The 26,606-nt window shown below is 39.4% G+C and carries 22 protein-coding genes; 14 read left to right on the forward strand and 8 right to left on the reverse strand.

The annotated features are described in order from the left end of the window. Positions 1–315: 315 nt before the first annotated feature. The 5 genes from ltrA (at position 316) to A6749_RS13280 (ending at position 7,789) form a co-directional block, all read left to right on the forward strand. A complete protein-coding gene (ltrA, locus tag A6749_RS13260; RefSeq protein ID WP_066390172.1) occupies positions 316–1,554 on the forward strand; it encodes a group II intron reverse transcriptase/maturase in 1,239 nt (412 codons plus the stop codon). 339 nt (positions 1,555–1,893) lie between these two features. Then, positions 1,894–2,130, forward strand: a complete 237-nt coding sequence (locus tag A6749_RS28935) for a hypothetical protein (protein WP_407937529.1) — start codon at positions 1,894–1,896, stop codon at positions 2,128–2,130. Between the two features lie 162 nt (positions 2,131–2,292). Then, entirely contained in the window at positions 2,293–4,248 is a 1,956-nt protein-coding gene (locus tag A6749_RS13270; RefSeq protein WP_066390179.1) for a putative thiazole-containing bacteriocin maturation protein, read from the forward strand. Further along, a complete protein-coding gene (locus tag A6749_RS13275; RefSeq protein ID WP_066390183.1) occupies positions 4,245–6,185 on the forward strand; it encodes a TOMM precursor leader peptide-binding protein in 1,941 nt (646 codons plus the stop codon). Before A6749_RS13270 ends, A6749_RS13275 begins: the two co-directional genes overlap by 4 nt. Before the next feature lie 20 nt (positions 6,186–6,205). Continuing rightward, complete coding sequence (locus A6749_RS13280; RefSeq protein WP_066390187.1) at positions 6,206–7,789, forward strand: SagB family peptide dehydrogenase; 1,584 nt, start codon at positions 6,206–6,208, stop codon at positions 7,787–7,789. Positions 7,790–7,999: 210 nt separating this feature from the next. On the opposite strand, the gene A6749_RS13285 is transcribed toward A6749_RS13280, so the two are convergent. Both A6749_RS13285 and A6749_RS13290 read right to left on the reverse strand, forming a co-directional pair. Beyond that, entirely contained in the window at positions 8,000–8,620 is a 621-nt protein-coding gene (locus tag A6749_RS13285; RefSeq protein WP_066390194.1) for a hypothetical protein, read from the reverse strand. A gap of 307 nt (positions 8,621–8,927) precedes the next feature. Then, entirely contained in the window at positions 8,928–9,440 is a 513-nt protein-coding gene (locus A6749_RS13290) for a DUF3231 family protein (protein ID WP_066390196.1), read from the reverse strand. A gap of 259 nt (positions 9,441–9,699) precedes the next feature. On the opposite strand from A6749_RS13290, the gene A6749_RS13295 reads away from it, so the two are divergent. Together A6749_RS13295 and A6749_RS13300 are read left to right on the forward strand one after the other, a co-directional pair. Continuing rightward, positions 9,700–9,915 carry a hypothetical protein gene (locus tag A6749_RS13295; RefSeq protein WP_066390198.1) on the forward strand — a complete coding sequence of 72 codons (216 nt, stop codon included), beginning with the start codon at positions 9,700–9,702 and terminating at the stop codon, positions 9,913–9,915. A 125-nt stretch (positions 9,916–10,040) separates the two neighbouring features. Beyond that, complete coding sequence (locus A6749_RS13300) at positions 10,041–10,475, forward strand: spore coat protein (RefSeq protein WP_066390200.1); 435 nt, start codon at positions 10,041–10,043, stop codon at positions 10,473–10,475. A 127-nt stretch (positions 10,476–10,602) separates the two neighbouring features. Here the strand turns inward: A6749_RS13300 and A6749_RS13305 are convergent, their stop codons facing one another. The 5 genes from A6749_RS13305 to A6749_RS13325 all read right to left on the reverse strand — a co-directional run bounded on the left by A6749_RS13305 (position 10,603) and on the right by A6749_RS13325 (position 14,728). Next, positions 10,603–11,244, reverse strand: a complete 642-nt coding sequence (locus A6749_RS13305; RefSeq protein WP_066390202.1) for a response regulator — start codon at positions 11,242–11,244, stop codon at positions 10,603–10,605. 12 nt (positions 11,245–11,256) lie between these two features. Further along, on the reverse strand, positions 11,257–12,375 hold the full coding sequence (locus A6749_RS13310) for a GAF domain-containing sensor histidine kinase (RefSeq protein WP_066390203.1): 1,119 nt from the start codon (positions 12,373–12,375) through the stop codon (positions 11,257–11,259). A gap of 255 nt (positions 12,376–12,630) precedes the next feature. Next, a complete protein-coding gene (locus A6749_RS13315) occupies positions 12,631–12,960 on the reverse strand; it encodes a VOC family protein (protein WP_066390204.1) in 330 nt (109 codons plus the stop codon). Between the two features lie 16 nt (positions 12,961–12,976). After that, positions 12,977–14,008 (reverse strand): S-adenosylmethionine:tRNA ribosyltransferase-isomerase, encoded by a 1,032-nt coding sequence (locus A6749_RS13320; RefSeq protein ID WP_066390205.1) that lies wholly within the window; start codon positions 14,006–14,008, stop codon positions 12,977–12,979. Positions 14,009–14,011: 3 nt separating this feature from the next. Further along, the gene (locus A6749_RS13325; RefSeq protein ID WP_066390206.1) at positions 14,012–14,728 is read right to left on the reverse strand and encodes an SDR family NAD(P)-dependent oxidoreductase; all 717 of its coding nucleotides are present in this window, start codon (positions 14,726–14,728) and stop codon (positions 14,012–14,014) included. A gap of 360 nt (positions 14,729–15,088) precedes the next feature. Here A6749_RS13325 and A6749_RS13330 point away from each other — a divergent pair, with 360 nt between their 5' ends. The 6 genes from A6749_RS13330 to A6749_RS13355 all read left to right on the forward strand — a co-directional run bounded on the left by A6749_RS13330 (position 15,089) and on the right by A6749_RS13355 (position 22,391). Further along, a complete protein-coding gene (locus A6749_RS13330; RefSeq protein ID WP_066390207.1) occupies positions 15,089–16,063 on the forward strand; it encodes a LacI family DNA-binding transcriptional regulator in 975 nt (324 codons plus the stop codon). Positions 16,064–16,086: 23 nt separating this feature from the next. Continuing rightward, positions 16,087–16,974: a ribokinase gene (gene rbsK, locus A6749_RS13335; protein WP_066390208.1), complete on the forward strand. Its 888-nt coding sequence runs from the start codon at positions 16,087–16,089 to the stop codon at positions 16,972–16,974. 56 nt (positions 16,975–17,030) lie between these two features. After that, positions 17,031–17,933, forward strand: coding sequence for a ribonucleoside hydrolase RihC (gene rihC, locus A6749_RS13340; RefSeq protein ID WP_066390212.1), 903 nt, complete (start codon positions 17,031–17,033; stop codon positions 17,931–17,933). A 735-nt stretch (positions 17,934–18,668) separates the two neighbouring features. Beyond that, positions 18,669–20,153: a spore germination protein gene (locus tag A6749_RS13345; RefSeq protein WP_066390213.1), complete on the forward strand. Its 1,485-nt coding sequence runs from the start codon at positions 18,669–18,671 to the stop codon at positions 20,151–20,153. A gap of 8 nt (positions 20,154–20,161) precedes the next feature. Next, positions 20,162–21,247, forward strand: coding sequence for a GerAB/ArcD/ProY family transporter (locus A6749_RS13350; RefSeq protein ID WP_066390214.1), 1,086 nt, complete (start codon positions 20,162–20,164; stop codon positions 21,245–21,247). Between the two features lie 13 nt (positions 21,248–21,260). Continuing rightward, positions 21,261–22,391, forward strand: a complete 1,131-nt coding sequence (locus A6749_RS13355) for a Ger(x)C family spore germination protein (protein ID WP_066390217.1) — start codon at positions 21,261–21,263, stop codon at positions 22,389–22,391. Positions 22,392–22,870: 479 nt separating this feature from the next. Here the strand turns inward: A6749_RS13355 and A6749_RS13360 are convergent, their stop codons facing one another. Further along, positions 22,871–23,446, reverse strand: a complete 576-nt coding sequence (locus tag A6749_RS13360; protein WP_058005465.1) for a recombinase family protein — start codon at positions 23,444–23,446, stop codon at positions 22,871–22,873. Between the two features lie 147 nt (positions 23,447–23,593). Between A6749_RS13360 and A6749_RS13365 the strand changes: the two genes are divergently transcribed. Then, entirely contained in the window at positions 23,594–26,560 is a 2,967-nt protein-coding gene (locus A6749_RS13365; protein WP_066390218.1) for a Tn3 family transposase, read from the forward strand. Positions 26,561–26,606 lie beyond the last annotated feature (46 nt).

Consider the following 26,606-nt stretch of genomic DNA (forward strand, 5'->3'; position numbering starts at 1 on the left):
AAAGATTTGTCAAAACTTGTTGTTCACCACTAGACAAGGATAAGAGCAGAAGATAACCTGGAAAGCTGACTGTTCGGCAAACGGTATTAAGGCGACATGAGTGTATATCAGGCTCTGATGTGAAACACAGGAACCTGCATCACGATGTTAAGCGAAAAGTCACAAGCTACAGAAAAGCAAGGTCGAAATAGCGAAGCGTGGTACAGGGGCGGAGGTGCTCGTAGTAGTAATGAAGTTGCTGTAATGGCAATGGAGCGAAGGGGCACCATCATTCAACTCAATATCTGATAACAACTGTGGAAACAGGAGGATTTGATGAAAGAGAGTAAGCCATTTAAAATCTCTAAACATGTTGTACTAACAGCCTTTAAAAGAGTAAAAGCGAATAGAGGTAGTGAGGGAATTGATGGACAAGACATAAAGGAATTTGAGAAGAATCTCAAAAGAAACCTTTATAAAGTTTGGAATAGAATGAGCTCCGGTAGCTATTTTCCTCCACCAGTTAAGTTAGTTGAAATACCCAAGAAAACTGGAGGGAAACGAGGACTTGGTATTCCAACAGTCGAGGATAGAGTTGCACAGATGGTAGTTAAAATGTATCTAGAACCAAAGGTTGAACCGATATTTCATGAAGACTCTTATGGATACCGTCCAAATAAATCAGCCATTGACGCTATTGGACAAGCAAGAAAAAGGTGCTGGAAATATGACTATGTCATTGAGTTCGATATTAAAGGATTGTTCGATAATATTGATCATGAATTATTAATGCGAGCTGTTCAAAAGCACACAAAAGAGTCATGGATAAGGATGTATGTAGAAAGATGGCTCAAAGCACCATTTATTGATTCGGAAAATCGTAAGATTGAAAGAAATTCGGGAACACCGCAAGGTGGAGTAATAAGTCCAGTTCTTGCGAACTTGTTTATGCATTATGCGTTCGATGTGTGGATGTTGCGAACAAATCCACGAGCGCCTTTTGAACGATACGCAGATGATGCCATCATACACTGCAAATCGGAAGAAGAGGCTCAGGACATACTGAGAAAACTTAATCAGCGGTTAAAAGAATGCAAACTGGAATTACATCCGGAAAAGACAAAGATTGTCTACTGCAAAGATAAGGATAGGGTAAATGAGTATCCAGTTATTGAATTTGACTTCTTGGGCTACACTTTTCGTAGGATTTTCATCAAAGACAGGTTAGGAAGACTACAATTTAATTTTCTTCCATCAGTAAGTAAAAAGTCCGGGAAATCTTTCCGTAGCAAGATAAAGGCAATGAATATTCATAAGTTTACTGGTTGCAATATCCAAATCATAGCAGAGATGATAAATCCGATGATTAGAGGTTGGCTCAATTACTTCACTAAGTACAATCCATCAGCAGTTAAATACTCAATTGATTGTGTAAATCGGAGATTAACCAAATGGGCAATGTGCAAATATAAGAGATTTAGAGGACATCGAAAAAGAGCCGAAACATGGCTTAAAGCACTGGCAAAAAGAGAACCCAGCATGTTTCCACACTGGGTTAAAGGAATGACTCCTTAATGGTTGAATGATATGAGCCGTATGAATCGAGAGATTCACGTACGGTTCTGTGAGAGCCTCTGGGTGAAACTCCTGGGAGCTACTCGACTGAGAGGTCGGGGGTTAGTCACCCCCTCCTACTCGATTGATTAAAGCAAGGTGGGTTCATTCCATATAAATAGGCTTCTACATCAGTAACAACGACCTATAAAGAATCATAATTTGTTGAAGAGAGCACAAGTACTATACTCGAGGAAATAATTGCCCAATTAAAATATTTTTTCTGCTCTCGTATCTGATAGTAAATACAAAGGGGAGGAAAAAATGTACAATTTTCAAAATGAACTTCAAGGGCTGGGAATGGATCCTTTTCGAGCTGGTGAATTAGTTCCAATTGGTCAACAGGCCCAAGATACACGGTTGTGGGGGCGCTGTGGCGGATTTCGTTGTGGCGGTTTTCGTTGCGGAGGTTTCCGTTGTGGTTTTGGGTGCGGTGGCTGTTTTGGGTGCGGTGGCTGCGGTGGCTGCGGTTTCGGCTGTGGTGGCTGTTTTGGCTTGGGTTTTGGCTGCTTTGGCATCGGTTTCGGTTTTATTTAATTGGCTTGCATTCTGGAAAATATTATTCCACAGAAGAAAGTGCCCCTGCATGGACCTGTGCCATTAGGGGCACTTCTTTACTTTGGTTATCATAATGGACAAAAATTCGTACATAAACTGATAGTACGCAAGTAGTTACGATTAGGGATAAGGAGGATCTGCATGGCGGAACTTAACTCGTCCTCACGTCTGAAGGTCAAAAGGGATACGTTTTTTCTACCGGATCAAGAGAGGGGGGTCTATTTTCGAAATAATGTAAGCTCATTCCGTATGGAAGGCAAAACCATTTATCAGTGGATTGAAAAATTGCTGCCTATGTTTAATGGGGAGCAAACCATGGGAGAACTGACACAAGGATTAACCGCACCGTACCGAGATAGGGTTTATGATATTGGAGAAACGTTGTACAAGAATGGGTTTGTTCGCGATGTCAGCAAAGATATTCCCCATCAAATAGATCCGCAGGTTCTTGAAAGGTATGCTTCACAAATTGAATTTATTGAGAATTTTATGGATTCGGGTGCATACCATTTTCAAGAATATCGTCAGAAAAAGGCTCTGGCCATTGGCTCTGGCCCATTCCTGGCATCGTTGGTTTCTGCCTTAATGGAATCGGGCCTGCCCAAATTAAATGTCATGGTAACAGATACCGTTCCAACCAATAGGCAGCGGCTCAACGAGTTGGTGAATAATGCGAGGAAAATGGATCCAGATGTGGAGATGCTGGAGGTGCCCTACCAAAAAGGGTCGGGGATAACTTTTTGGAAAGAAGCTATTCAACAATATGATTGGATTTTATATGTCTCTCAGGATGGAAATATAAATGAAGTAAGGGATCTAAATCAAGTTTGCAAAGAAGTAAACAAGATATTTCTCCCAGCTATCATTTTAGAAAACGCAGGTCTTTGCGGTCCGTTAACTCATCCGGAAACAGAGGGGTGTTTCGAGTCCGCATGGCGCAGAATTCATCAAACATCATTAAGAGCTGATGAGCAGTCTCAGGCCTTCTCTTCCACAACAGGAGCTATTTTAGCGAATGTCTCTGTATTTGAATTTTTTAAAATGGCTACAGGGATCCCAGATTCCAATCGGAGTGACAAAATTTATCTGGTTGATCTTGAAACAATGGAAGGAGACTGGCTTTACTTTATACCACACCCATCGATTACAGCTAAAACTGTTAAACCTGAACTGGTTGAAAATCTGGATGAAAGACTTCAACAAGAACCGGCCAGGGATGATCAACAGGGTTTACTCTTGGAGTATTTTGGCCGCCTAACTTCAAAAGAAATAGGTATTTTCCATACTTGGGAGGAACGAAATTTACCACAGCTTCCTCTTTCCCAGTGTTATGTTCAGGCAGTTGACCCCGTGTCTGAGGGACCGGCTGAACTCCTGCCGGAAGTGGTCTGTTCGGGCCTGACACATGAAGAAGCCAGGAGAAATGCTGGGCTGAAAGGTATTGAAATGTATGTGTCCAGATTGGCAGCATCTCCTGAATATAAATTTAATAATCAGACCAATTGGGTTGGTACGAATGTCCTAGAGGAATTTATTGGGGTCGGTTCAGGAGAAACAGCTGCAGAAGCTATTTGTCGGGGGCTGCAGGCCTATCTAGAGGAAGAATTGAAACACAGAAAGGATCATACGGTTTATCGTGTCCAAATGGGAGACATAGAAGATAATGAATGCCGATTTTATTTAAATGCGCTGACTACCCTGAACGGTTCACCGACCATTGGTTTTAAAGAGGATGTATTAGGCTTTCCTGTCGTCTGGGTAAGGACAAATGGCCATTGGTACACAGGTGCAGGTTTAAATACCACATTGGCACTTCGAAATACATTGCAGCAAGCACTTTTTGAAGCCCAAAATGGAATTAATTCCGTAGAGAGGCAACAAAAGGAGTCGATGAGATATTTAGAAAAATGGGGAACCAAAATGGAAATTCCTTCGTGTGAGGAAATGGCGCACTTGGAGCTATTACAATCCTCCATACAGGTTTTGAATAGACACAACAAAAAGATAAACGTCTATGATTTGTCGATTGAGCCCTTTTTAAAACAAGGGCTGGCAGGGGTATTTGGTGTGCAGGTACGAGAGGGGGCGTCCCCATGACTGCATGTATCCTCATTGAAGGTGCCGGTTTATTAGCGGATTATGTCTACAATCAGTTGTCCACCAGCTATTTTGTAAGACGTCAAAGCATTTTGGAGGAGGTTCCTTCAGAAACAGAATTGGCTCTGGTGCTAGACGATGCTTGGAATCCATCCGTTCATCAAAAGGCGGAACAGAGACTCAGGGCCGCCGGTATTCCATGGCTTCGGGGTTTCGTTTCTTTTGGTGAAGGAATCATTGGTCCACTCGTTAAGCCCGATACAGCGGGATGTTCCCTCTGTGCTGATAAACGGCGCTTGATAGCAGGACCCGATCGCCTTGAAATGTGGAGCCTTCGAACGAGAATGGGTACCGAAGCAGGGGGTTTGCGTGATGCATGGGCTTCACGATCAGGGCTGCTGCATATGGCCAGCTTGATTTGTAACGAAGTACAAAAAGTTCTTCATGGAGAATCCTCCTTCTTAGAAGAAAGGATGTTCATTACGAATCTGAGAACGTTAACGAACTCCAGTCATTTTTTCCTGCCTGATCCATTGTGTCTGATTTGCAGTCCTATACCTGATGACACATCAGAATTAGCTCAAATTAGCTTAGAGTCCAGCCCTAAATTATCTGGTGCTGGTTATCGCTGCCGTTCAATGGATGAATTGAAAACAGTGCTGGTTGAGGACTATCTGGATGATCGCACTGGAATCATGAATGGGAAAATGGAGGATTTCAGGCTCCCATTTGCAGATGTACTGGTTAACATGCCATTGTTTGGAGCTGATGAGGGGGTAGCTGGCCGATCTAATTCTTATGAAATGAGTGAGCTAACGGCTATTTTGGAAGGGTTAGAACGATATTGTGGAATCGAGCCTCAAGGCAAAAGGAAGAAGGTTCGTGATAGTTACCAAAATGTAAAGCATATGGCATTAAATCCTGCGACAGTTGGGCTTCATGACCAGGAACAATATGCAAAGCCTCATTTTCCATTTAAACCGTATCATCCTGAAGCCCCAATGAATTGGGTTTGGGGTTATTCGTTTTTACAGGAACGTCCTATTCTGGTTCCGGAGCTGCTTGCTTATTACAGTTTGGGCCATGGGGAGTGCTTTGTTTATGAAACCTCTAATGGTTGTGCATTGGGAGGGAGCTTGGAAGAAGCCATTTTCCATGGGATTATGGAGGTCGTCGAGCGGGATTCATTTTTGTTGACATGGTACGCGCAGCTGCCTCTTCCTCGTCTTGACCCTTATTCAGCAAACGATAAAGAATTAGAGCTGATGGTTAACCGGTTACGTGAGGTGGCCGGATATAAAGTTTATTTGTACAATTCGACAATGGAGCATGAGATTCCCAGCGTTTTTGCAGTGGCAAAAAACAGAGGACCAAAGGGTGTAAACCTTATTTGTGCAGCAGGCGCTAATCCCGACCCCATAAGTGCCGTAAAAAGCTCAATTTTCGAGCTCGCTGGAATGATGGTCAGACATGACAAACTATTGGAGGAAAACCGGCAGAAATATGAAGAAATGCTAAAAGATCCATTTGCAGTTCGTTCCATGATGGATCATGGCCTTGTTTACGGTCTGCCGGAAGCAGAGGACCGGCTGAACTTTTTATTGGATGATCATCGTCCATTACGAACGTTTGCTGAGGAATTTAAACAGCCTCCTACGAATCCTGATTTGAAGGAGGATCTTCAGGAAATTCTTCAAAGGTTCCGCCAATTGGATCTTGAGGTTATTGTGGTGGACCAAACGACACCGATAACAAAGCGAAACGGTTTATTCTGTGTAAAGGTATTGATCCCTGGTATGCTGCCGATGACATTCGGCCATCACCTTACCCGTGTCAAAGGGCTGGAGAGGGTCCTCCAGGTACCTATGAAGCTTGGCTATGTCAAGCAGCCGTTGTCATATGAACAGCTTAATCCATATCCTCACCCCTTCCCATAATGAAAACAGGAGGTGTAAGTGTGAAGCTTGAAACATTTCTGCATCATCTCCACTATGATACAGAAAAAGTTGCTCCCCTAGATTGGGAAGTGGATTGGGATGACGCGCCACTTCCCTATAAACTGTACCGCGGCTTGCCTGAGATTCCATTATCTGGAGATGTCCCTTTAACTCTCACAGGACGACAAGCTCAGGAAGAACCCAGAATAGAGGAGCTCGAGTCTTTCTTATGGTATGTTTACGGTTTAACTCAATACGCTCAATCCGCTTTTATCGAGGGGACCGAGGAAAAGGCTGCTGCAAGCTATGCACAGTTATTCCGCAGGTTCGTTCCTTCGGGTGGGGCGTTGTATCCCAATGAATTATATGTGTATGTAAAGCTGAAGGACGTACCAAAGGGAATTTACCATTACGATGTGGCGCATCACAGCCTCCGATTACTTAGGGAAGGAAATTACGATTCTTATTTGTCCAAAAGTCTTGGAAATAACTGTGAACTTTCAGATTGCTTCTGCACGGTTTTTGTCTCAACAGTCTTTTGGAAAAATTTCTATAAATATAATAATTTTTCATACAGACTCCAAGGCTTAGATACGGGTGTAGTCATTGGGCAAGCATTAGAAGTGGCTGATCGGATGGGATTCTCATCACGGGTATGTTACCAATTTCTTGATCGTTCTATTAATCACTTGCTAGGGCTGTCCGAACAGGACGAAAGTGTTTATGCCGTCATCCCTTTATCGATTCATCCGTCCATCCATTGTGCTGACAACTTTAATAGAGAAGAACATGTCTCTGCCGTTGATTTATCCCAAGAAGTGCCATTACTACAAACTGAAACTTATAATCGTTCAAAGAAAGTTCTTGATTATCCTCTGCTCAAAGAAATAAATAAAGCTTCGATGTTGGAAACAACACAATCATTTGTAAAGATAAAAACAGATGATCGTGTTACAAATTCCTTTAGTACGGAATTCATCATGCTGCCATTTACGGAGACCTTTTCGTACGATCTTGATTCTGTTTGCAGAGAGAGATTTTGTCCTGATATTGATTTTAAGATGGGAAAAGTGAGTCAAAAAACATTATCCACATTGTTAACAGAGACATTTTCCTTTGCGTATCATAATGACCTTGACGACACACAAGAGTATCTAGAAAATCGTTTATCATTATACGGTTTTTTTTATAACGTGGAGGGTGTTTCAAATGGTGCTTACGCCTATGACAAAAACGCCCATGCGCTTCGAAGAATAAAAATCGGGGATTTCCGTGAGAATTTGCAATATGGTTTAACAATGCCAAATGTAAATCTGTTTCAGGTTCCGCTTTGTTTGCATGTTGTTGGTGGCAAGGATCACCTTATAGATAAGTTGGGATATAGGGGATACCGAATTCAACAGATGGAAGCTGGTATACTCGTACAACGGCTGCTCCTGCTATCATGTGCCTTAGGGATGGGGGGACGCCCGCTGTTAGGATTTGATGTAAATCGATGTGATGAACTTTACCAAATTGGTTCGAAAGGGGAAACAAGCTTGATTCAGATTCCGGTTGGTCCATACCGTCCTCGTGCATGGTTAAAAGGGAGTTTGCTTAGCTAGTAAAGGGAGAGTACTAATGGTAAAACGGTCAAAAAGTAATCTGTATGTACCTTACTCTATAAATGTTTATTATTTATTAATTGTCAAAGGCTCTCAATTACTGGTTGAGGGTCTTTTTACATGACTTCGAAATCATAATTTATGGGTATGTATATAGTATGGGTAGTGCCGAAATATGACTCTACCCATTGTTCGTTAACTTTCTTAAGATTAACAGAAAGTTGGTACAATAATTGTATTTGGAGGTGGAGCAGGTGGAGCGTCTTGAGCCATATCCCGTAAAACGTTTCCAAGCACACCCAGATCGGTGGAGACAGCACCACAATTAGTTAGTGCAGCTTCTGCCAGAGCCAAGATATCTCCTACAGTTACGCATTCTCCAGGCGCAAAGCCTAAAGCCGCTCTTTGTGCAGCTGTTAGGGTTACTCTATAAGTCTCTAAAACACCGCCCACGCAGCCAAACGGCTGTACGGTGGTAGAAATACAGATGTTTAGTAAATTTGCAAGATACTGACGGAAAATAGCATTTAGAGCCGAAGGAAAGCCAGCTCCACAACGGGTTGTTAATATAGTTCTTGCTCCAGCTTGAGTTAGTGCCCCTCTTATAAAAGTTGCACATCCCTCAACATCTGCCACGTTTCCTGGACATGATCCGCCAATTACAGTAGCACAGGTAGTTTGCCCTGATAATACAGATTTGAAGAATGCTGAATGGGAGCTAATACATTGAATGGCATCACAAACTTCCATTTGAGTAAAAACAGTTGTGCTGAAACGCTGTGCATAAAACCCTTGTGAACGTGGACAAAAAGGTATAGGTCTGATTCCCAATTTATAAATCACCCCTTTTATTTGGTTAGAATATAATATTTTAACTTGTTAATAAGTGATTGGGCTTGTTTCATAATGGGGTTATAAATTAATTAATAAACCTACATAGGTATATATAAAAATTATTTATGGACCATCTAAAAGAGGGGTAAAGGGATCGAAGAAAATGGGATTTAGAGGATACCGGATTCAACATGGGAAGCGGGTGTACTCGTACAACGGAAGAAGGGCTTATCATTATATCTGTTTTCCCGCTTATCTTACCGGATAAGCGGGAAACTTATTGAAGGTATTGGCAGAACTATCCTTAGCAATCACCATGCTTATTAGGATGCAATGGAGGAGGAATAAGCCAGCCTTTTTCTTTATTCAAACGAAGTACTTTTGCACCGAGTGCTGCTTTTTGAATATGGAATTGACCATACATCATCGCTACATCTTCCCTTATAGATTTCCCAATCACTTGACTGCACAAAACTAAACCAGCTGCAATGTCAGCAGAAAGGGCTGCTGCAATTGCTGGATCAGGAATCCGAGCACCTACGGGAATATCCTCTAAACATGCTTCAGGTGGCTCCGGTGATGCTGGCGGCAGACCCACCCCGTTCTCTTTTAATATTTCTTCGACTTGTTTCTTTTCTTGCTGACAATTATCGATGGCTTCCAATAATAGCTTCTTTAAATCTTCATCTCCTGCATGGTTCATCATGGTTTGATAACCAGCAATCATACCGTTACCTGCCAATAATGAAGCCCAAAGATCAAAAACTTCACCATAGTGTAACGGTTCTTCTTTAGGATTTCCACTTAAAATACCCATAGTTGCCCTCCTCAATGTATACATTAGTTTATTCATCCTAGCGGCCCCTTTCCAGAAGCACTAACCCTTTTAAAGGATTTCTTACACCCATATATTCTCCATACATAAGTTTTAAATTCAGGTTTTAAATGGTTTTTGAGATGTAAGTGTCTAATTGATATTTGTTTAAAAATAGGCAGCATTCTCCGTCCTTGTCCCATACAAATTGTAGGTTAATACCATACAATAAAGCAGTTAAGGGAAGTAAGGAGGGGTGAATGTGGGGAAAAAATCAAAACAGAATGGAATCTCAAATCAAGTCATTTCTTCCATTGTCAATGATGTATTTGCTAAAAACGGAATCAATCCGGACGAAGTAAAAATATCTGATCAAAAAAAGAAGGAGATTAAGGCTTTAGTCAGTGATTTATCTAAACAAGTAAAGGAATTTGTTAGCAAGGAAGACAAAAAAATGAAGAAGGACAAAGATAAATAATTTTCATGACGAAGGATAGGAAAAACGCCCCTTTTTTCAAAAATAAATAAACATAGATATTTGTACAAGCCATTCGATAACAGCTTCCGTACAATATATCAATACTAGAAAAAGGGGGTGACTTTATGTCACGTACTAATTTTACAGGTGTGATGGGAGCTGCTGGGGCTGGAACAACACCTGGAAGCAGCGATTCTTTCCGCCAGACTGGGACTCAAAATATGACAACACTTCAAGATTCTACTGAATCCATTACTGTGAGAGGTTCAACTGGTGTTAATGTTACAACAACTGATACAAAAGCGGCTCTTTCACTTCAGGCAGGCTTACAGCTTGCAATTTCTTTAGTATTGTCTGTTGCTGTGGGCAGCACTGCACAAGGGGAACAATTGGCACAACAACTGACGCAGCAGGTTACAACTACACAAAGAAATACTCAAAGCATTCTTGTTGAAAATTCCTCAGCTGTTAATGTTACAACAGTGGATACTGATATTGCTGCAAATATTCAGGCATTGTTGCAGCTGCTTGTTTCGATTGTAGCAAGATTGAATATTTAGGAAGTCGAGGAAAGGGGTAACTTCCTCACTACCTTTTGGACAGCCTGTGCAGTTATTTGTCTCGGGCGTATAAGAAATTTCCAAAATCCAAAATAACACCTTGGTCAGAACATGACCAGGGTGTTATTTAATCGTCCAACTGGTTTCTTACGGCGTAGAGGGCTGCCTGTGTGCGGTCGGCGAGCTCAAGCTTTGCAAGTAGGTTCGACACATGTGTTTTGACCGTTTTTTCAGTAATAAATAAAGCCGCGGCAATTTCCTTATTGCTTTTTCCCTTGGCAATTTCCTTTAAAACATCTAGTTCTCTTTTCGTTAATTCCTCAATTAAATTTTTCTTCGAGTTATTTTTATTGGATAAGCTGGCCAGTAAATGCGAAGTAGCTTTTGGATGAAGCAGGTTTTCTCCGCTGATAATTTTTTTAATGGAGGCGACTAGTTCATCAGGCTGGATATCTTTTAATTGGTAACCGGAAGCCCCTGCCTCGAGTGCCGGGATGACATGGTCCTGATCGGAAAAACTGGTCAGCATCATAATTTTAATTTCGGGCTGACTTTGTTTGATCATTCTTGTTGCTTCGATTCCGTCCATTTCAGGCATCACTAAATCCATTAGAATGATATCGGGTTTGAGCGCTCCCGCCATTTCGACGGCTTCTTTTCCATTGGCGGCCTCGCCAACAATTTCAAGCCCCTTCTGTGTTCTTAGGAAAAAGACAAGGCCTCTTCTGACAACATGATGGTCATCAGCAATTAAAATACGTATATTCACGTTTTTCTCCCCCTAAAACGGAATGTGGATTTGGATTTCTGTCCCGCTTCCCGGCGTACTTTTCAATTGGAAAGTACCATTCAATGCTTCTGTTCGTGCTTTCATATTTTTTAAACCTAAGGAGGGGATGCTTGCATTCTCTTCGTAATGAAAGCCGCAGCCTGTATCAATGATTGTCAGGGCTACCCCGTTACTTGCAGTGTGATATAGTAACTTAGCTTTGGTGGTCTGTGCGTGTTTTTTACAATTCGCAAGGGCCTCTTGTCCGATTCGCCATAAAGTTTCTTCTACTTTTCCAGGAATACTGGCTGCGCCTGTGACCTTTGTTTCTATGGTTAGACCGAGCATATCGGCATAGCTTTTTAATGCGCTTACCAGTCCATTCTCTAATCCATGCGGCCGCAGCTGCCAGATTAATGCCCGCATTTCCCCAAGTGCCTCTTGGGCTAAATCTTGAATATAATGGAACGTTTGTTTAACTTCAGTATTTTGTGTCATTTCGACACCCGCCCTTGCAGTAAGGCTTAGGGAAAATAAAAGCTGATTAACGGAATCGTGAAGATCTCTTGCCAATCGGTTTCTTTCGGCAACAAGCGCTGTTTCTTGTTCGCGCTGAGTCAGCTTGATTCGTTTTAATGCGGTTCCGATTTGATAAGCAACTGCTTCAAGCAGAGCGAGTTCATTCTTTTCAAAATGAGTTTTGTGTGGGGAGCCGACATTTAAAATTCCGAACCGTTCTTTCCCAGCACGGAGCGGTACAGTTGCGTGATGGGTGAGGCCGCAAGTTTCCCCAGCCTTCTCCTCAATGGCATCTTCAATTCGTTTGCATTCCATAATATTGGTTGCTTTATTTAGCTGATGGTTATTGTATTTATTCACGCACCAGCAGGTTCCCTGGCACATCCTGTGCTTTTGATCAGCTGCTAAAGCGGGAGGCAGGGCGGCATCTGCTGCAAGGTGGTGGGTACCGTGTTCATCCATTAAAAAAATCCAGCCTGTTTGCAGTCCCGTCACATGGAGGAGTTTTTGCAGCACACCTGATAAAACTTCCTTTGTGTCTGTACCCTCATTTAAAAGCTCAGCAATTTCTTTTAAGATGCTGATTTCTTCATGACCAGCTTCGACGGACATTTGAATTCTCCTTCACATATAAGTTCTACTGCTATTATATCTTATTTGTAATTATCAGACTTCAGTTTAGATTAGTGAAAAAATTAGAACGTTTGACTCGCAATTAATATGGCCGATTTTACATAAAATGTATAAATAGCCAAAACCGGTTGAAAAATAGCCAAAACCCTTTGGAAAATAGCCAAAATAGATGAAAAAGTAGCCAAAACATATAAAAAAGTAGCCAAAAATCCAGACCAATAAAAAACTCACTGTTTACAACTGCAAAAACTCAATGATTTCCCCATCCGGCCCTTCATAAAAAACACTTTGCCAGCCATTTCGCAGCTCGTAGGGACCTTCAATTTTTCGCCAATCACAAAAACGTTTCATTACCACTTTAAGATGATTAACTTCAAAACAGATATGGGCTGTTTGATCGATACCGGTAAACAACTCAAGTCTAAAATCACCCAACCTTAGAAACCCAATTTCCTCATCCCCAAAAAACATCCTGCTTTCCTCTTTAAAGCCAAGATACTTTTTATAAAAGCTGATGGATTCCTCCATATTGCTCACTTCTAATCCGTAATGGTGAAAGCGCATGATAGATAGCCTCCTATTAGATAATTAAATTCATATCCCCAAATTCATGCCATAAATAGCCTGCTTCAATTGCTTGTTCATAGGCATGCAGTAAGTGGTGTTCGGTAATAAAGGAAGATAGCATATCAAGGTGGCTTGCCCGTGGCTCGTGAAAGCCAGTGAGAATTCCATCTGCAATTTTTAAAGGGAAATCCCTATGGACATATAGATTCGTCATACCCGACAATACCCCATTTCTTGCCGCTGTCTCAAGCGTCCTGACAACGGTCGTGCCAACTGCAATCACTTTTTTGCCGGCAGCTTTTGTTTTAAGAATACGCTCCATTGTTTGGTCTGGAATATGGTATTCCTCCACATTCTCTTCTGGTTTCTGGTGCCACTTGTCATCAAGCAGATAGCTTAACCCGGTATGCAGCTGGATAAAATCAACACCAATTCCTTGCTGCTTTAATTTAAACAGCAGCTCCCAGCTAAACGCTCTGCCGGCAGAGGGCATCTCCACGGAACCGGGATGACTTGCAAAAACGGTTTGATAATAATCTAAGGACCATGGATGTTGAATATATTCATAACGGACCGGTTCACCAAGTTCATAGATACTATTGAAAAGATCGGGGCCTTTTTTGGAAAACTGAATCACTTTAAGCGGCGAATTTTGTATTTCGCTTACTACTGTTGCTGACAAACCAGTTGAAAAAGTCAATCGGTCCTTGATTTTGACAGGAGCGGCGACAATGAGTGCTTCCCATGTTTCGTCAAGGCGACGTCTGGCTAATCGTACTTCTATTTTTGGTGCTATTAGCGCAGGATCCCGTAACCATTCCGCTTGTAAAACAGCCGGAATTGTACGGCTGTTGTTTAAAATCACTAAATCTCCAGGTTCTAGATAATGATTTAGGTGGTAAAAGTGATCATGGCGGACAGCACCTGAACGCCGGTCAAGAACCATCATGCGGACATGATCTCTTCTAATACCCCGCTTTTCAGGCGGGTGTGAAGCATTCAAATTATCAGGAAGATAAAAATCCAATGCTTTAACAGCAGCCATTCTTCATTCCTCCTCTGACTGAGCGGAAAACCGCTTCCCGTTTATTTCCGATGATTGATCGGATGCCAGATATAAAAAGATATCGACAACTTCTTCCGGTTTAGCTAACTGGTAATCGCAATCAGGAACGGCCAAGCGGTGCATATCGGTATCCATTTCACCAGGGTCCACCATGTTTACCCGTACATTGGTTTCACTAAGTTCATCTGCCCATGTTTGCGTAAGCCCTTCAACGGCAAATTTGGAGATTCCGTAAGCACCCCAGCCAGCATAGCCAACATGGCCGGCTTCAGATGTCACGTTGATAATCGAACCTTGATCTCGTTCAAGCATTCCTGGAATCACTCTTCTTGTCACGAGGAAGGGGGACACTGCATTTACCCGCAGTACCTCTGCAAAGTCCTCTTCAGAGTAATCAAGGAGCAGCGGCATCGGACTTGGTCCTAAAATGGAGGCATTATTTATTAGAACATCAATATGACCATAGGCTTCTTCCGTCATCGCAACAAATCGCTCCACATCTCTTGGCAAAGAGACATCAGCGGTGACCGCCAGCACTTCGGCGCCAAGCTGAACCGCCTCTTCTTTCACTCTTAGCAGGTTTTCCTCGGATCTTGCACAAATGGCGAGTTTAGCTCCGGCCTTTGCAAAAGCTAATGTTAATGCTCTTCCCAAACCTTTAGATGCACCTGTAATCATCACAACTTTATTTTTCAACATATTATCTCTCCTTTAGTTGTCTTGATGTCTTAAGCATATCGATTTTTAAAAATTCCATCTTCGTCGAAAAGCTTGAACTTTTCTACGACTTTTGACTGAGATGACGAGACCCCAATAAATTCCTTGTTGACACCAAAGTGAAATGGGGTTACACTATGTGTGTAACCGGTTACCTATCGATAACAGGTTAGCTTTTAAAATAAACAGAAATTTACACACACTCTTTTTTTATAGTGTGTGTAACCGGTTACCTATTTAATTTTTAAACAAACAGAAATTCTCGTCATTATTGACTCCTAAATGGTATAGCGGTAAGCTAACTGTAACCGGTTACCTATTTGAAAAATGGAGTGAAAACTAGTGGTTTCAATAAAAGATGTGGCCAGCCATGCGGGTGTGTCTGTTGCAACAGTATCCAGAGTATTAAATGCCAAAGGATATGTCAGTGAAGACACGAGGAAAAAGGTGGAACAAGCAATCGATGAATTGAATTACAAGCCAAATGAAGTGGCACGGAGCTTGTTTAAGAAACAGTCTAAAACAATAGGCTTAATTGTTCCGGACATTACCAACCCATACTTTCCAGAGTTAGCACGGGCGGTTGAAGATACGGCTGCGAAACTTGGTTATACTGTCATCCTTTGCAATTCCGATGGCAAAATCCAAAAGGAACAGCATTACATGGATGTACTGATGCAGAAATATGTGGATGGAATTATTTTATCCTCCGATACTTTAAGCGATGAGCAAATAAAAGCACTTCACATACCTGTTGTTAGTATTGACCGTGAAATTAGTAAGGATATTCCAACTATTGTAGTAGAAAATAAAAAAGGTGCAAAACTTGCTACACAATTTTTACAACAAAAAGGCCGTAAACGTATCGCTCATATCAGGGGTCCTGTTCATATCGTCAACGCAAACGAACGTTGTGAAGGGTATCAAGAGGTTGTAGGAAATGAGCAGTGGTTTAATGAAAGCTATATTGTAAACGGTCACTTTGAAATGGATGCCGCCATTGAGGCAACAATCGAACTCCTGCAGCGGCATCCAGAAATTGATGGCATTTTTGCGGCAAATGATACGATGGCAATTGGTGCAATCAAAGCAGTTCATAAGCTCGGAAAAAGAACACCTGAAGATATTGCAATTATTGGTTTTGATGGAATTAGCTTATCAAAGGCAACAATACCTGAACTGACAACGATTGAACAGCCTATTTATACAATGGGTGAAAAAGCGGCAGCCATGCTAATTGAATTTATAGAAGAAAAACCAATTGCGGAAACCTTTTATCGGTTGGATGTTCAATTGGTTGAAAGAGAATCATCATGATTTGGCAAGAGGAGGCTAAGGGTATGAACCCTAAACCAAAAATAACCATTGTGGGGAGCATCAATATGGATATCGTGACAATCACGGATCAGCTCCCCAAAATGGGGGAAACACTTATTGGCAAGCAATTTAAAATGAACCCGGGCGGAAAAGGGGCTAACCAGGCTGTTGCAGCAGCAAGACTTGGAGCGGATGTACGAATGATCGGCTGTGTCGGCAATGATAGCTTCGGACCTGTACTAAAGCAAAACATGCAGAAGGAAGGGATTGATGTAACCAATGTGGAACCGGTTACAGATTCCACAGGGACTGCGACAATTATCGTATATCAAGGCGATAATAATATCATTATCGTACCTGGAGCAAACCATCATGTGAATGCTGCGTTTGTTGAATCGAAACGGGATGTGATAGCTGATAGCGATGTCCTCATTCTCCAGCTTGAAATTCCATTGGATGGGGTACAAAAGGCTTTGGAAATTGCAAAAGAACATCATGTAAAGGTGATTTTAAATCCAGCCCCGATTTGCGAACTTCCAGCTGAACTGATAGAGAAAGTGGACTTTTTAACACCTAATGAACATGAATATGCGCTTTTACAAAAAGGGCTGGACGAAAAAGAACTGAAGGAAAAGGTTATTTTAACGAAGGGAAGTCAAGGTGTAGCCTTTTACCAGGGAGATCAAGAAGTCTCCATTCCTGCTTATTCGGTAAAAGTAGTAGATACAACAGGAGCAGGTGATTCATTTAACGGTGGATTTGCGGTTGCCTTAAGTAGAGGTATCTCCGTTTCGGAAGCCTGCCGTTATGGGAATGCTGTAGCAGCCTTGTCAACAACGAAACTCGGGGCACAAACAGGTATGCCGACAGGTGAGGAAGTTGAAGTATTCATTAAGGGGATGAAAGGGTAACCTTCCAATCTCCCCTGTGATAAATAAAACATATTAATAGCATGGAGGGAAATACAATGGTAAAAAGACCAATTATTATTGACACAGATCCTGGAATTGATGATGCAGTAGCGATTGCCGCGGCTTTATTTAGTGAAGAATTGGACCTCCGATTAATTACAACGGTGGCCGGTAATGTTAGTCTTCGAAAGGTAACCTATAACGCTCTAAAATTACTAAAGTTTTTTAATAAAGATGTCCCTGTTGCAATGGGCGCTGATCGTCCGCTGATTAAAGCACCAATTGATGCAAGCGATATCCATGGCGAAAGCGGAATGGCTGGTTATGACTTTGAAGAGCCATCCTATGACCTTCTATTAAAAGAAAACGCTGTAAACGCCATGTATAACGTGATTATGTCGAGTGTGGAGCCCGTAACCCTTGTGCCAATTGCTCCATTAACCAATATTGCGTTGTTATTAAAGATGTATCCTGAAGTGAAGGAACATATTGCTGAAATCGTTATGATGGGTGGCTCTACTGCTCGTGGTAATGCAGGAGTAATGGCTGAATTCAACGTCTACGCTGATCCGGAAGCTGCAAAGATTGTTTTCCAAAGTGGTGTGCCGATGGTGATGGTTGGTTTGGACTGTGGTTTGAAAGCGCTCGTTTATCCAGAGGATAGCCAACAATTAAAGGTAATGAACAAGACAGGGAACATGATTTATCACCTGTTCAATAATTACCGCGGCGGCAGCATGAAAACAGGTCTTAAAATGTATGACAGCACCGCCATTGCCTACTTATTACAGCCAGAAATGTTTACGGTTGTTGAGACTTTTGTTGATGTTGAAACAGCAGGGGAATTAACGGCAGGCTGTACGGTGGTAGATTTAAAAGGGTACCTTGGTAAACCAAGTAATGTAAAGGTTTGCACTGACATTAATCCAGAAATGTTTAAAAAATGGTTTATGGGGTAGCGTCAGGAAAATGCGGATTTACAACGTTAAGGAAATTCCAAAATAAAAAGCCAAATTTCTCAATATTAAGAAATTTGGCTTTCTTGTTGCTCTGGAAAAGCGCCCTTATATGTAGTATGATTTTCCACCGTATTCAACGTAAGTAAAGATAAGAAAAATGCCATATTCGTATCTTTGTAGAAGCATTATATTTAGTAAGTAATTATAGTTTTCAACGTAAACAACGATAGGACTTTACTTGGAGAGGTGGGTATGATAGGCTCGTTTGCCTGTTGAAACCTTAGCTTCAGCCTGTCAAGACAAATCGTACCCACAGAGGCTCCAAGTCAAGTCCTTAAACGCCTATTCTATGGATACATATAAACAATGATAAAGGGTGCACCATATCAATGTTTTGTTGTTGATACTATATATAATGGCCCGATTGTGGAATATTGAATTATTCAATATGGAAACAAATTTCCCCATTATCCTTTCCAATATTTTAAGCTCTCAAAAAAACCTCATTTACCTTATGATACGGTTCTCCGTGTTGTATCTAAATGAGGATTTATCACCCTCTTTGATTACGCAGCAACTTATCCTGTTTCCACACAGTTTATTACATCTTTTATCTTTACAATTCAATTCAAAACAAGTCCATAAACTACTTTGTGGACTTGTTTTTTTATAAAGCCATGAATAAAATGGTTTTCTTTTCAAATAATAAGTAAAAATTATTAAGGATTTTTTCAAATGTCAAACACACCAAATAACAATAACTGCCCAAATTATAAAAAAATTAAATATATCCTCAACCAATCACCAGATTTACTTTGCAGGACAATTGAGGTCGCTGGAGATTGTCTGGAAATCGTCTTTATGAAAAATTTAATTAAGGCTGAAACAGTTAATGAATATGTTATTAAATTCATTCAACAGCTGCCAAAAAAAGATATAAACTATTCTTATTTAATGAAGAATATCCCTATTGACGAGGTAAAGATTGACTTTAAGGAACAAGAAATTATTTCTTCACTTTTAAATGGATTCGTTTATATTTACTTATTAAAAGAAAATAAAGCCCTTTTAGTAAATTGTGCTAATCCAGTTGAAAGATCCATCGAGAAAGCAGAAACTGAATCTTTGGTATACGGCCCTAAAATTTCGTTTACAGAATCATTGTCTTCTAATATAAAAATTATCAGACAAAATCTAAATAATTCTAATTTGTGTACGGATGAATTGGAAATAGGAGAACTTGTTAAAAAGAAATTAAGAATTATTTACATTAAAGATTTAACGGATGAAGACATACTAAAAACACTTAAGCAGAAGCTTGAAAATATTACGGCTGATAATATAAGTGACAGTTCAGTTTTGGCACAGTGTCTTGAAGATAATCATTATTCGTTTTTTCCTCAGTTTATCATGACAGAACTGCCCGATCGATTTCTCTATTCTATTTTAAATGGACGGGTTGGCATCCTTTTAGATCGAAGCCCAGTGGCTATTATTGGGCCTGCTAATTTTTTTTCGTTTTTTGAATCAACAGAGGATATTTATTTACGCTGGTCTTTGAGTACTTTTATAAGATTTATACGTTTTTTTGCTATGGCTGGATCACTGCTCTTTACAGCATTCTATGTTGCAATCCTTACCTATCACTATGAACTTATACCATCTAAATTGTTAATTATCATTGGGCAATCACGTTCACAAGTTCCTTTTCCCCCTTTACTAGAAGCAATATTAATGGAGTTACTAATTGAATTACTTAGAGAGGCAGGGGCACGTCTTCCATCAAAAGTAGGTCAAACAATGGGGATTGTTGGAGGGATTGTTATTGGCCAGGCAACTGTTGAGGCGGGATTAACCAGCAATATTTTAATTATTATCGTGGCATTTAGTGCATTGGGGGCTTTTTCAGCTCCAATTTATGAAATGGGGACTGCTATAAGAATTGCCAGATTTCCTTTCATTATTCTAGCAGGTGTTTGGGGGTTTAATGGGATTATGATCGGTGTCTGTGTACTAGTTGTCCACTTGTTAAAGTTGACATCCTTAAATAGACCTTATCTTGCACCTCTATACCCGTTTAGAATAAAGGATTTAAAATACTTTCTCATACGGCTTCCACACCATTATTATAGGAAACGTCCTGTTGTCAATCGTCCATTAAACGTATTCCGGATAGGATGGAAATTTAAAAAAACAGAAAACGATTTAGATGAATTTTGAGGTGGATAATGAAATCAAATATTAGTTTTGTAAACGCCTATATTGCTTTCTTTATCATTCACACTTCACAAATCGAAATGGGCATACTTGGCGTCCCTAGAATTGTTTTTCTTGAAGCTAAGCAAGATGCCTGGATCAGCGTTCTACTCTCTGGACTATTCATTAGTGTTATCATTTGGATGATAATAAGCATCCTTGCTAAATATGAAAACTGTAATCTTTATGAAATACACGAGAATTTATTTGGTCGCTTTATAGGCAGTATCATCAATACCTTTATGGTTATTTACTTTATTGCAGCACTTTACTCTATCATCATCGCTTATGTTGAATTGTCCCTGACATGGGGATATGAGGGAGTTGATGAATGGGTAGGTGTTTTAGCGCTATTATTAGTAACCATTTATGCCGTATCTGGCGGATTCAGAGTAATTGCAGGGACATGTTTCTTATCCTTCTTAATGACTATATGGCTGTTATTTGTTATTTATCAACCACTTGAATCGATAAACTTCACTAGAATTTTACCCGTCATGTCTGCTACCCCAACACAATTAATGAAGGGAGTATTTAAAACCAGTTTTACAATGTTAGGTTTTGAAACTTTATTTTTTATTTTTCCATTTATAAAGGAGAAAAAAAAGCTGCTTTTTTTCAGTCAATTAGCAATCTGGTTTACTACACTTATTGTATTTATAACAACTGTTATTTCGATATTATTTTTTAGTCCAAAGGAATTAGAAATACATATTTGGCCTGTGGTCAGTATGATAAGCGCGGTCCATTTTCCATTTCTTGAACGGTTTGAATTTATTGCCGTTCCATTATGGATATTGGTTATTTTTCCAAATTTATGTTTATACCTGTTCATTTCTTCAAAAGGAGTAAAACAAATATTTCATTTAAAACAAAAACATGGTATATGGGTAATCTCAATAATCATTTTTATCACGAGTTTTTTTGTCACCAAAAGAGTCGACAATAACCTTTTTTTTGATCAAGTTGGTCATGTCGGCTTTTACCTATGGTTTATCTATCCGATCTTGTTATATTTCATTTCAATCATTAAATCTAAAATTTTTTCACAATCTTAACGGAGTTGAAACGATGAAAAAATGGCTTATTCTATTTTGTTGTCTTCTCTGTACTGCATGCGTGCCCCCTGAAAAAATATTAGAAAGGCAAGGGATTTCAACTATTATTGGTTATGATTTACTTGATAAAGATACATATAAAGGCTCTATTAGCTTGTTGCAATTCGACCGTAAAGAAGAAAAAACAAGTGAAACCATTTCTGCCGTCGGTACTACAAGCAAACAAATAAGACAAAGGTTAGAACAACAAACAAGCCACGACATTACATCTGGACAATTGAGGACAATACTATTTGATAAAAATATAAGTGAAATGATAGGAATTTCATCTTTTTTAGATACAATGCAACGAGACAGCAGCATTGGATCATTAATATTTTTGGCCATTACAAACAATACTGAAGAAGTCATTAAAAATAATAACTATGAAGAATACCCTGAGATGGGGTCATATATTTATCAATTATTGGATAAGCAAGAAAGGAAGGAATTGTTAATAAACTCCAACCTGCATGATTTTTCCTCCACTCTATATGAAATTGGCATCGATCCTACCTTACCTATTATATCGAATAAGAATGGTGCAGCACCCTATATTGAAAAGGTGGCATTATTAAAGGATGATAAAATGGTCGGTTCTATTTCTTTGACAAAAACCTTGTTCATAAAATTATTCACCAATCGCAGGGCTTCTTTGGGAGATATAACATTAAACATTCCTCTAGAGGTTTTAGAAAAAAAGGGAATACAACTAGTCGAAAAGCCAAAAGGAGATAAATTTTATATTACAATTCGCCCAATAAAGCACCGCGGAAGTATTGAATTATCTAAAGAAGATGAAGTTAAGCTAAACGCAACCATTTCGGTTTCAACTATAGAAGTACAGCCTGCAATTACTCTTAACAATAAGAAATCTATAAAAAAATTGGAGCAACTGCTTGGGGAAGAACTAAGCAAAGAATTGGGGGATTTTCTTGAGGAGTTAAGAAAATTAAATACTGATCCAATTGGCATTGGAAGAAAAATAAAAAGCATCAGAAAATATTCCAATTTAAGTGATAAAGATTTGCGGGAAAAGTATTCAAGTTTAAAGTTAAAATCAACTATTAAGGTTGAAATAAAACGAACAGGTGCTGTTGATTAGTAAAGATAGTAGAGAAAAATACTCTACTATCTTAGTATTTCAAGTATATTACGTTCAAGAATATTAACGAAGAAGAACCTCATTTACTTATGGTACGGTTCCCCGCTATTAATACTAAATTAAATCCTCAACAATCGGGCGCTTATATATAGTATCAACAACAAAACATTGATATGGTGCACCCTTTATCATTGTTTATATGTATCCATAGAATAGGCGTTTAAGGACTTGACTTGGAGCCTCTGTGGGTACGATTTGTCTTGACAGGCTGAAGCTAAGGTTTCAACAGGCAAACGAGCCTATCATACCCACCTCTCCAAGTAAAGTCCTATCGTTGTTTACGTTGAAAACTATAATTACTTACTAAATATAATGCTTCTACAAAGATACGAATATGGCATTTTTCTTATCTTTACTTACGTTGAATACGGTGGAAAATCATACTACATATAATGGCCCTTTAATGGAATAAGGAACGATTAATGTTTCCCTTCCGACAGCTTTCTATATAAAGAAGCCCTAGACACATTTGTAATTTCACAAATTTGATTTACAGTCATCCCTCCTTCTTTATATAGCTTTACTGCATAATTCATTCCTGCGTGATTTTTATGATATTTCTTTAACCGTCCTTTAAACTTGCCTTCTTTTTTAGCCAGATCGATTCCTTCACGTTGACGCATACGGATAAGATCTCGTTCTAATTGGTTAACACCAGCCATTACTGTAATTAAGAATTGGCTGTATGGATTATCCTCCGATAAATCTAGCCATGAATCCTTGATTGATTTTAAGCTAGCCTTTTTACTTCGTATTATATCAATCAATTCAAATAAATCCTTCGTACTTCGAGTGATCCGAGTTAGATCTGTAACATAAACTATGTCACCTTCGTGTAAATCCTCTAACATTTTTTGAAGTTGCTCGCGATCATTTGTTGCTCCAGAAACCTTTTCTTCAAAAATAATATCCATTTCTATTTCGTTTAATTGCTGAAATTGCCTTGAAGGATTTTGGCTAGTCGAACTGACACGTATATAGCCGATTTTTCGCAAAATATCACCTCATTTTTGAGACAAGTCTTATGAGACACTCTTAACTATGATTTTATCAGTCTACTGTACTTGTATCAATAGAGTACACTCTATTGATATATAATTGAACTAATTAACTGAATAATTATGGAAATGGGATGATACTGAATGAAAATTGCGAGAGGTAGAGAATTGCTTACACTGGAACAGAGGCAGGATTTTATGCAAATCCCTGAAGATGAATGGATATTGGGGACCTACTTCACTTTTTCCAAACGGGATTTAGAAATAGTTAATAAGCGAAGGAGAGAAGAAAACCGTTTAGGGTTTGCTGTTCAATTAGCTGTTCTTCGGTATCCCGGTTGGCCATACACTCATATCAAAAGCATCCCGGAATCAGTCATACATTATATATCGAAACAAATCGGTGCCACTCCATCTTCGATTAGTCTTTATCCTCAAAGAGAAAATACACTTTGGGATCATTTGAAAGAACTTCGAAGTGAATACGACTTTGTAACTTTTACTCTAAGAGAATATCGAATAGCACTTAAGCATCTTCATCAATTAGCTTTTGAAAATGGCGATGCCATACATCTACTACATGAATGTATAGATTTTCTAAGAAAAAACAAAATCATACTGCCTGCTATTACTACACTTGAAAGAATGGTGTGGGAGGCAAGGACAATGGCTGAAAAGAAACTGTTTAATACTGTTAGTCAATCTCTTACAAATGAACAAAAAGGAAAGCTTGAAGAGATCATTACTTCGCAGCATCCATCCGAATCCAATAAAACGATATTGGGTTGGTTAAAGGAACCACCGGGTCATCCTTCACCCGAAACATTTCTAAAAGTAATAGAACGACTCGAATACATACGAGGAATGGAATTAGAAACGGTACAAATTAGTCATTTGCATCGCAATCGCCTGTTACAACTATCTCGCTTAGGCTCAAGATATGAGCCATATGCATTCCGTGACTTTCAAGAAAATAAGCGATATTCGATATTAACCGTCTATTTATTACATCTTACTCAAGAGTTAACGGATAAAGCTTTTGAAATTCATGATAGACAAATACTTAGTCTGTTATCAAAAGGCCGTAAGGCTCAAGAGGAAATTCAGAAACAAAACGGTAAAAAGCTGAATGAGAAAGTTATACACTTTACGAACATCGGACAAGCTTTAATCAAAGCAAAAAAGGAAAAATTAGACGTTTTTGAGGTTTTAGAATCCGTTATCGAATGGAATTCTTTTGTCTCTTCGGTCGAAGAAGCTCAGGAGCTTGCACGCCCTGCCGACTTTGATTATATAGACTTACTGCAAAAACGATTTTATTCACTTAGAAAATATACGCCAACGCTATTAAGGGTATTGGAATTTCATTCTACAAAAGCAAATGAGCCACTTTTACAAGCTGTTGAGATTATCCGTGGAATAAACGAATCCGGAAAGCGAAAAGTGCCTGATGACTCACCTGTGGATTTTATTTCAAAACGTTGGAAAAAGCATTTATACGAGGATGATGGTACAACAATCAATCGTCATTACTATGAAATGGCTGTTTTAACAGAACTTCGGGAGCATGTTAGGGCAGGAGATGTTTCCATTGTTGGCAGCAGACAATATAGAGACTTTGAAGAATATTTGTTTTCAGAAGATACATGGAATCAAACGAAGGAGAATACAAGATTATCAGTTAGTTTATCATTCGAGGATTATATGACGGAGAGAACCAGCAGCCTTAACAAAAGGTTAAAGTGGTTAGCTACCAATTCCAACAAGTTAGACGGGGTTTCTCTTGAAAAAGGAAAGCTGTCAATTGCACGCTTAGAAAAAGATGTTCCAGAAGAAGCAAAAAAATTTAGTGCAAGCCTGTATCAGATGCTACCAAGAATAAAATTAACCGATTTACTGATGGATATTGCTTATATAACAGGATTTCATGAGCAATTTATTCATGCTTCCAATAATCGAAAACCGGATAAAGAAGAAACAATTATTATTATGGCTGCTCTTTTAGGAATGGGAATGAATATTGGTTTAAGCAAAATGGCTGAAGCAACACCCGGACTTACATATAAGCAATTGGCCAATGTATCACAATGGCGCATGTATGAAGATGCAATGAATAAAGCCCAAGCCGTATTAGTAAATTTTCATCACAAATTGCAATTGTCCTCCTATTGGGGAGACGGTACAACATCCTCGTCCGATGGTATGAGAATGCAGATAGGCGTTTCATCGCTACATGCAGATGCAAACCCACATTATGGAACTGGAAAAGGAGCCACCATCTATCGTTTTACAAGTGATCAATTTTCTTCTTATTACACAAAGATTATTCATACTAATTCAAGGGATGCGATTCATGTTTTGGATGGTTTGTTACACCATGAGACGGATCTAAATATAGTAGAGCATTATACAGACACAGCTGGTTACACAGACCAAATATTCGGACTGACCCATTTATTAGGATTTAAATTTGCTCCAAGAATACGAGATTTATCAGACTCAAAATTATTTACAATAGATAAGGCAAGTGAGTATCCAAAATTAGAAGTCATTTTACGTGGACAAATAAATACAAAGGTCATTAAAGAGAATTATGAGGATGTTTTGCGATTAGCTCATTCTATAAGGGAAGGAACAGTTTCAGCATCCCTTATTATGGGGAAATTAGGTTCTTATTCAAGACAAAACAGCTTGGCTACAGCCTTACGTGAGATGGGCCGAATAGAAAAAACGATCTTTATTTTGAATTATATTTCGGATGAATCATTAAGAAGAAAAATACAAAAAGGATTGAATAAAGGAGAAGCCATGAATGGACTGGCAAGAGCTATTTTCTTCGGAAAACAAGGCGAGCTTAGGGAACGAACCATACAGCATCAATTGCAAAGGGCCAGTGCCTTAAACATAATTATCAATGCCATCAGTATCTGGAATACTTTACATCTAACAAAGGCAGTTGAATATCAAAAACGGTCAGGTAGTTTTAATGAAGAATTATTGCACCATATGTCACCTCTAGGTTGGGAACATATTAATTTACTTGGAGAATACCATTTTAATTCGGAGAAAATGGTCTCGTTAGATTCTTTAAGACCATTGAAACTTTCTTAACGTTGTTAAAACTGGGGGAATCGTCTTGAAAATGGGCTTAGCGTTG

The sequence above is a fragment of the Neobacillus mesonae genome (genome assembly GCF_001636315.1).
Lineage (GTDB): Bacteria > Bacillota > Bacilli > Bacillales > Cytobacillaceae > Neobacillus > Neobacillus mesonae.

Bases quoted from the DNA above. Each gene is read 5' to 3' on its own strand.
- A6749_RS28935 (WP_407937529.1), top strand. From the start codon at position 1,894: ATGGATCCTTTTCGAGCTGGTGAATTAGTTCCAATTGGTCAACAGGCC.
- A6749_RS13310 (WP_066390203.1), bottom strand. From the start codon at position 12,375: ATGTCCGTCGAAGCTGGTCATGAAGAAATCAGCATCTTAAAAGAAATT.
- A6749_RS13320 (WP_066390205.1), bottom strand. From the start codon at position 14,008: ATGGCTGCTGTTAAAGCATTGGATTTTTATCTTCCTGATAATTTGAAT.
- rihC (WP_066390212.1), top strand. From the start codon at position 17,031: ATGGTAAAAAGACCAATTATTATTGACACAGATCCTGGAATTGATGAT.
- A6749_RS13345 (WP_066390213.1), top strand. From the start codon at position 18,669: ATGTCAAACACACCAAATAACAATAACTGCCCAAATTATAAAAAAATT.
- A6749_RS13365 (WP_066390218.1), top strand. From the start codon at position 23,594: ATGAAAATTGCGAGAGGTAGAGAATTGCTTACACTGGAACAGAGGCAG.
- A6749_RS13275 (WP_066390183.1), top strand. From the start codon at position 4,245: ATGACTGCATGTATCCTCATTGAAGGTGCCGGTTTATTAGCGGATTAT.
- A6749_RS13355 (WP_066390217.1), top strand. From the start codon at position 21,261: ATGAAAAAATGGCTTATTCTATTTTGTTGTCTTCTCTGTACTGCATGC.
- A6749_RS13290 (WP_066390196.1), bottom strand. From the start codon at position 9,440: ATGGGTATTTTAAGTGGAAATCCTAAAGAAGAACCGTTACACTATGGT.
- rbsK (WP_066390208.1), top strand. From the start codon at position 16,087: ATGAACCCTAAACCAAAAATAACCATTGTGGGGAGCATCAATATGGAT.
- A6749_RS13300 (WP_066390200.1), top strand. From the start codon at position 10,041: ATGTCACGTACTAATTTTACAGGTGTGATGGGAGCTGCTGGGGCTGGA.
- A6749_RS13325 (WP_066390206.1), bottom strand. From the start codon at position 14,728: ATGTTGAAAAATAAAGTTGTGATGATTACAGGTGCATCTAAAGGTTTG.
- A6749_RS13315 (WP_066390204.1), bottom strand. From the start codon at position 12,960: ATGCGCTTTCACCATTACGGATTAGAAGTGAGCAATATGGAGGAATCC.
- ltrA (WP_066390172.1), top strand. From the start codon at position 316: ATGAAAGAGAGTAAGCCATTTAAAATCTCTAAACATGTTGTACTAACA.
- A6749_RS13270 (WP_066390179.1), top strand. From the start codon at position 2,293: ATGGCGGAACTTAACTCGTCCTCACGTCTGAAGGTCAAAAGGGATACG.
- A6749_RS13350 (WP_066390214.1), top strand. From the start codon at position 20,162: ATGAAATCAAATATTAGTTTTGTAAACGCCTATATTGCTTTCTTTATC.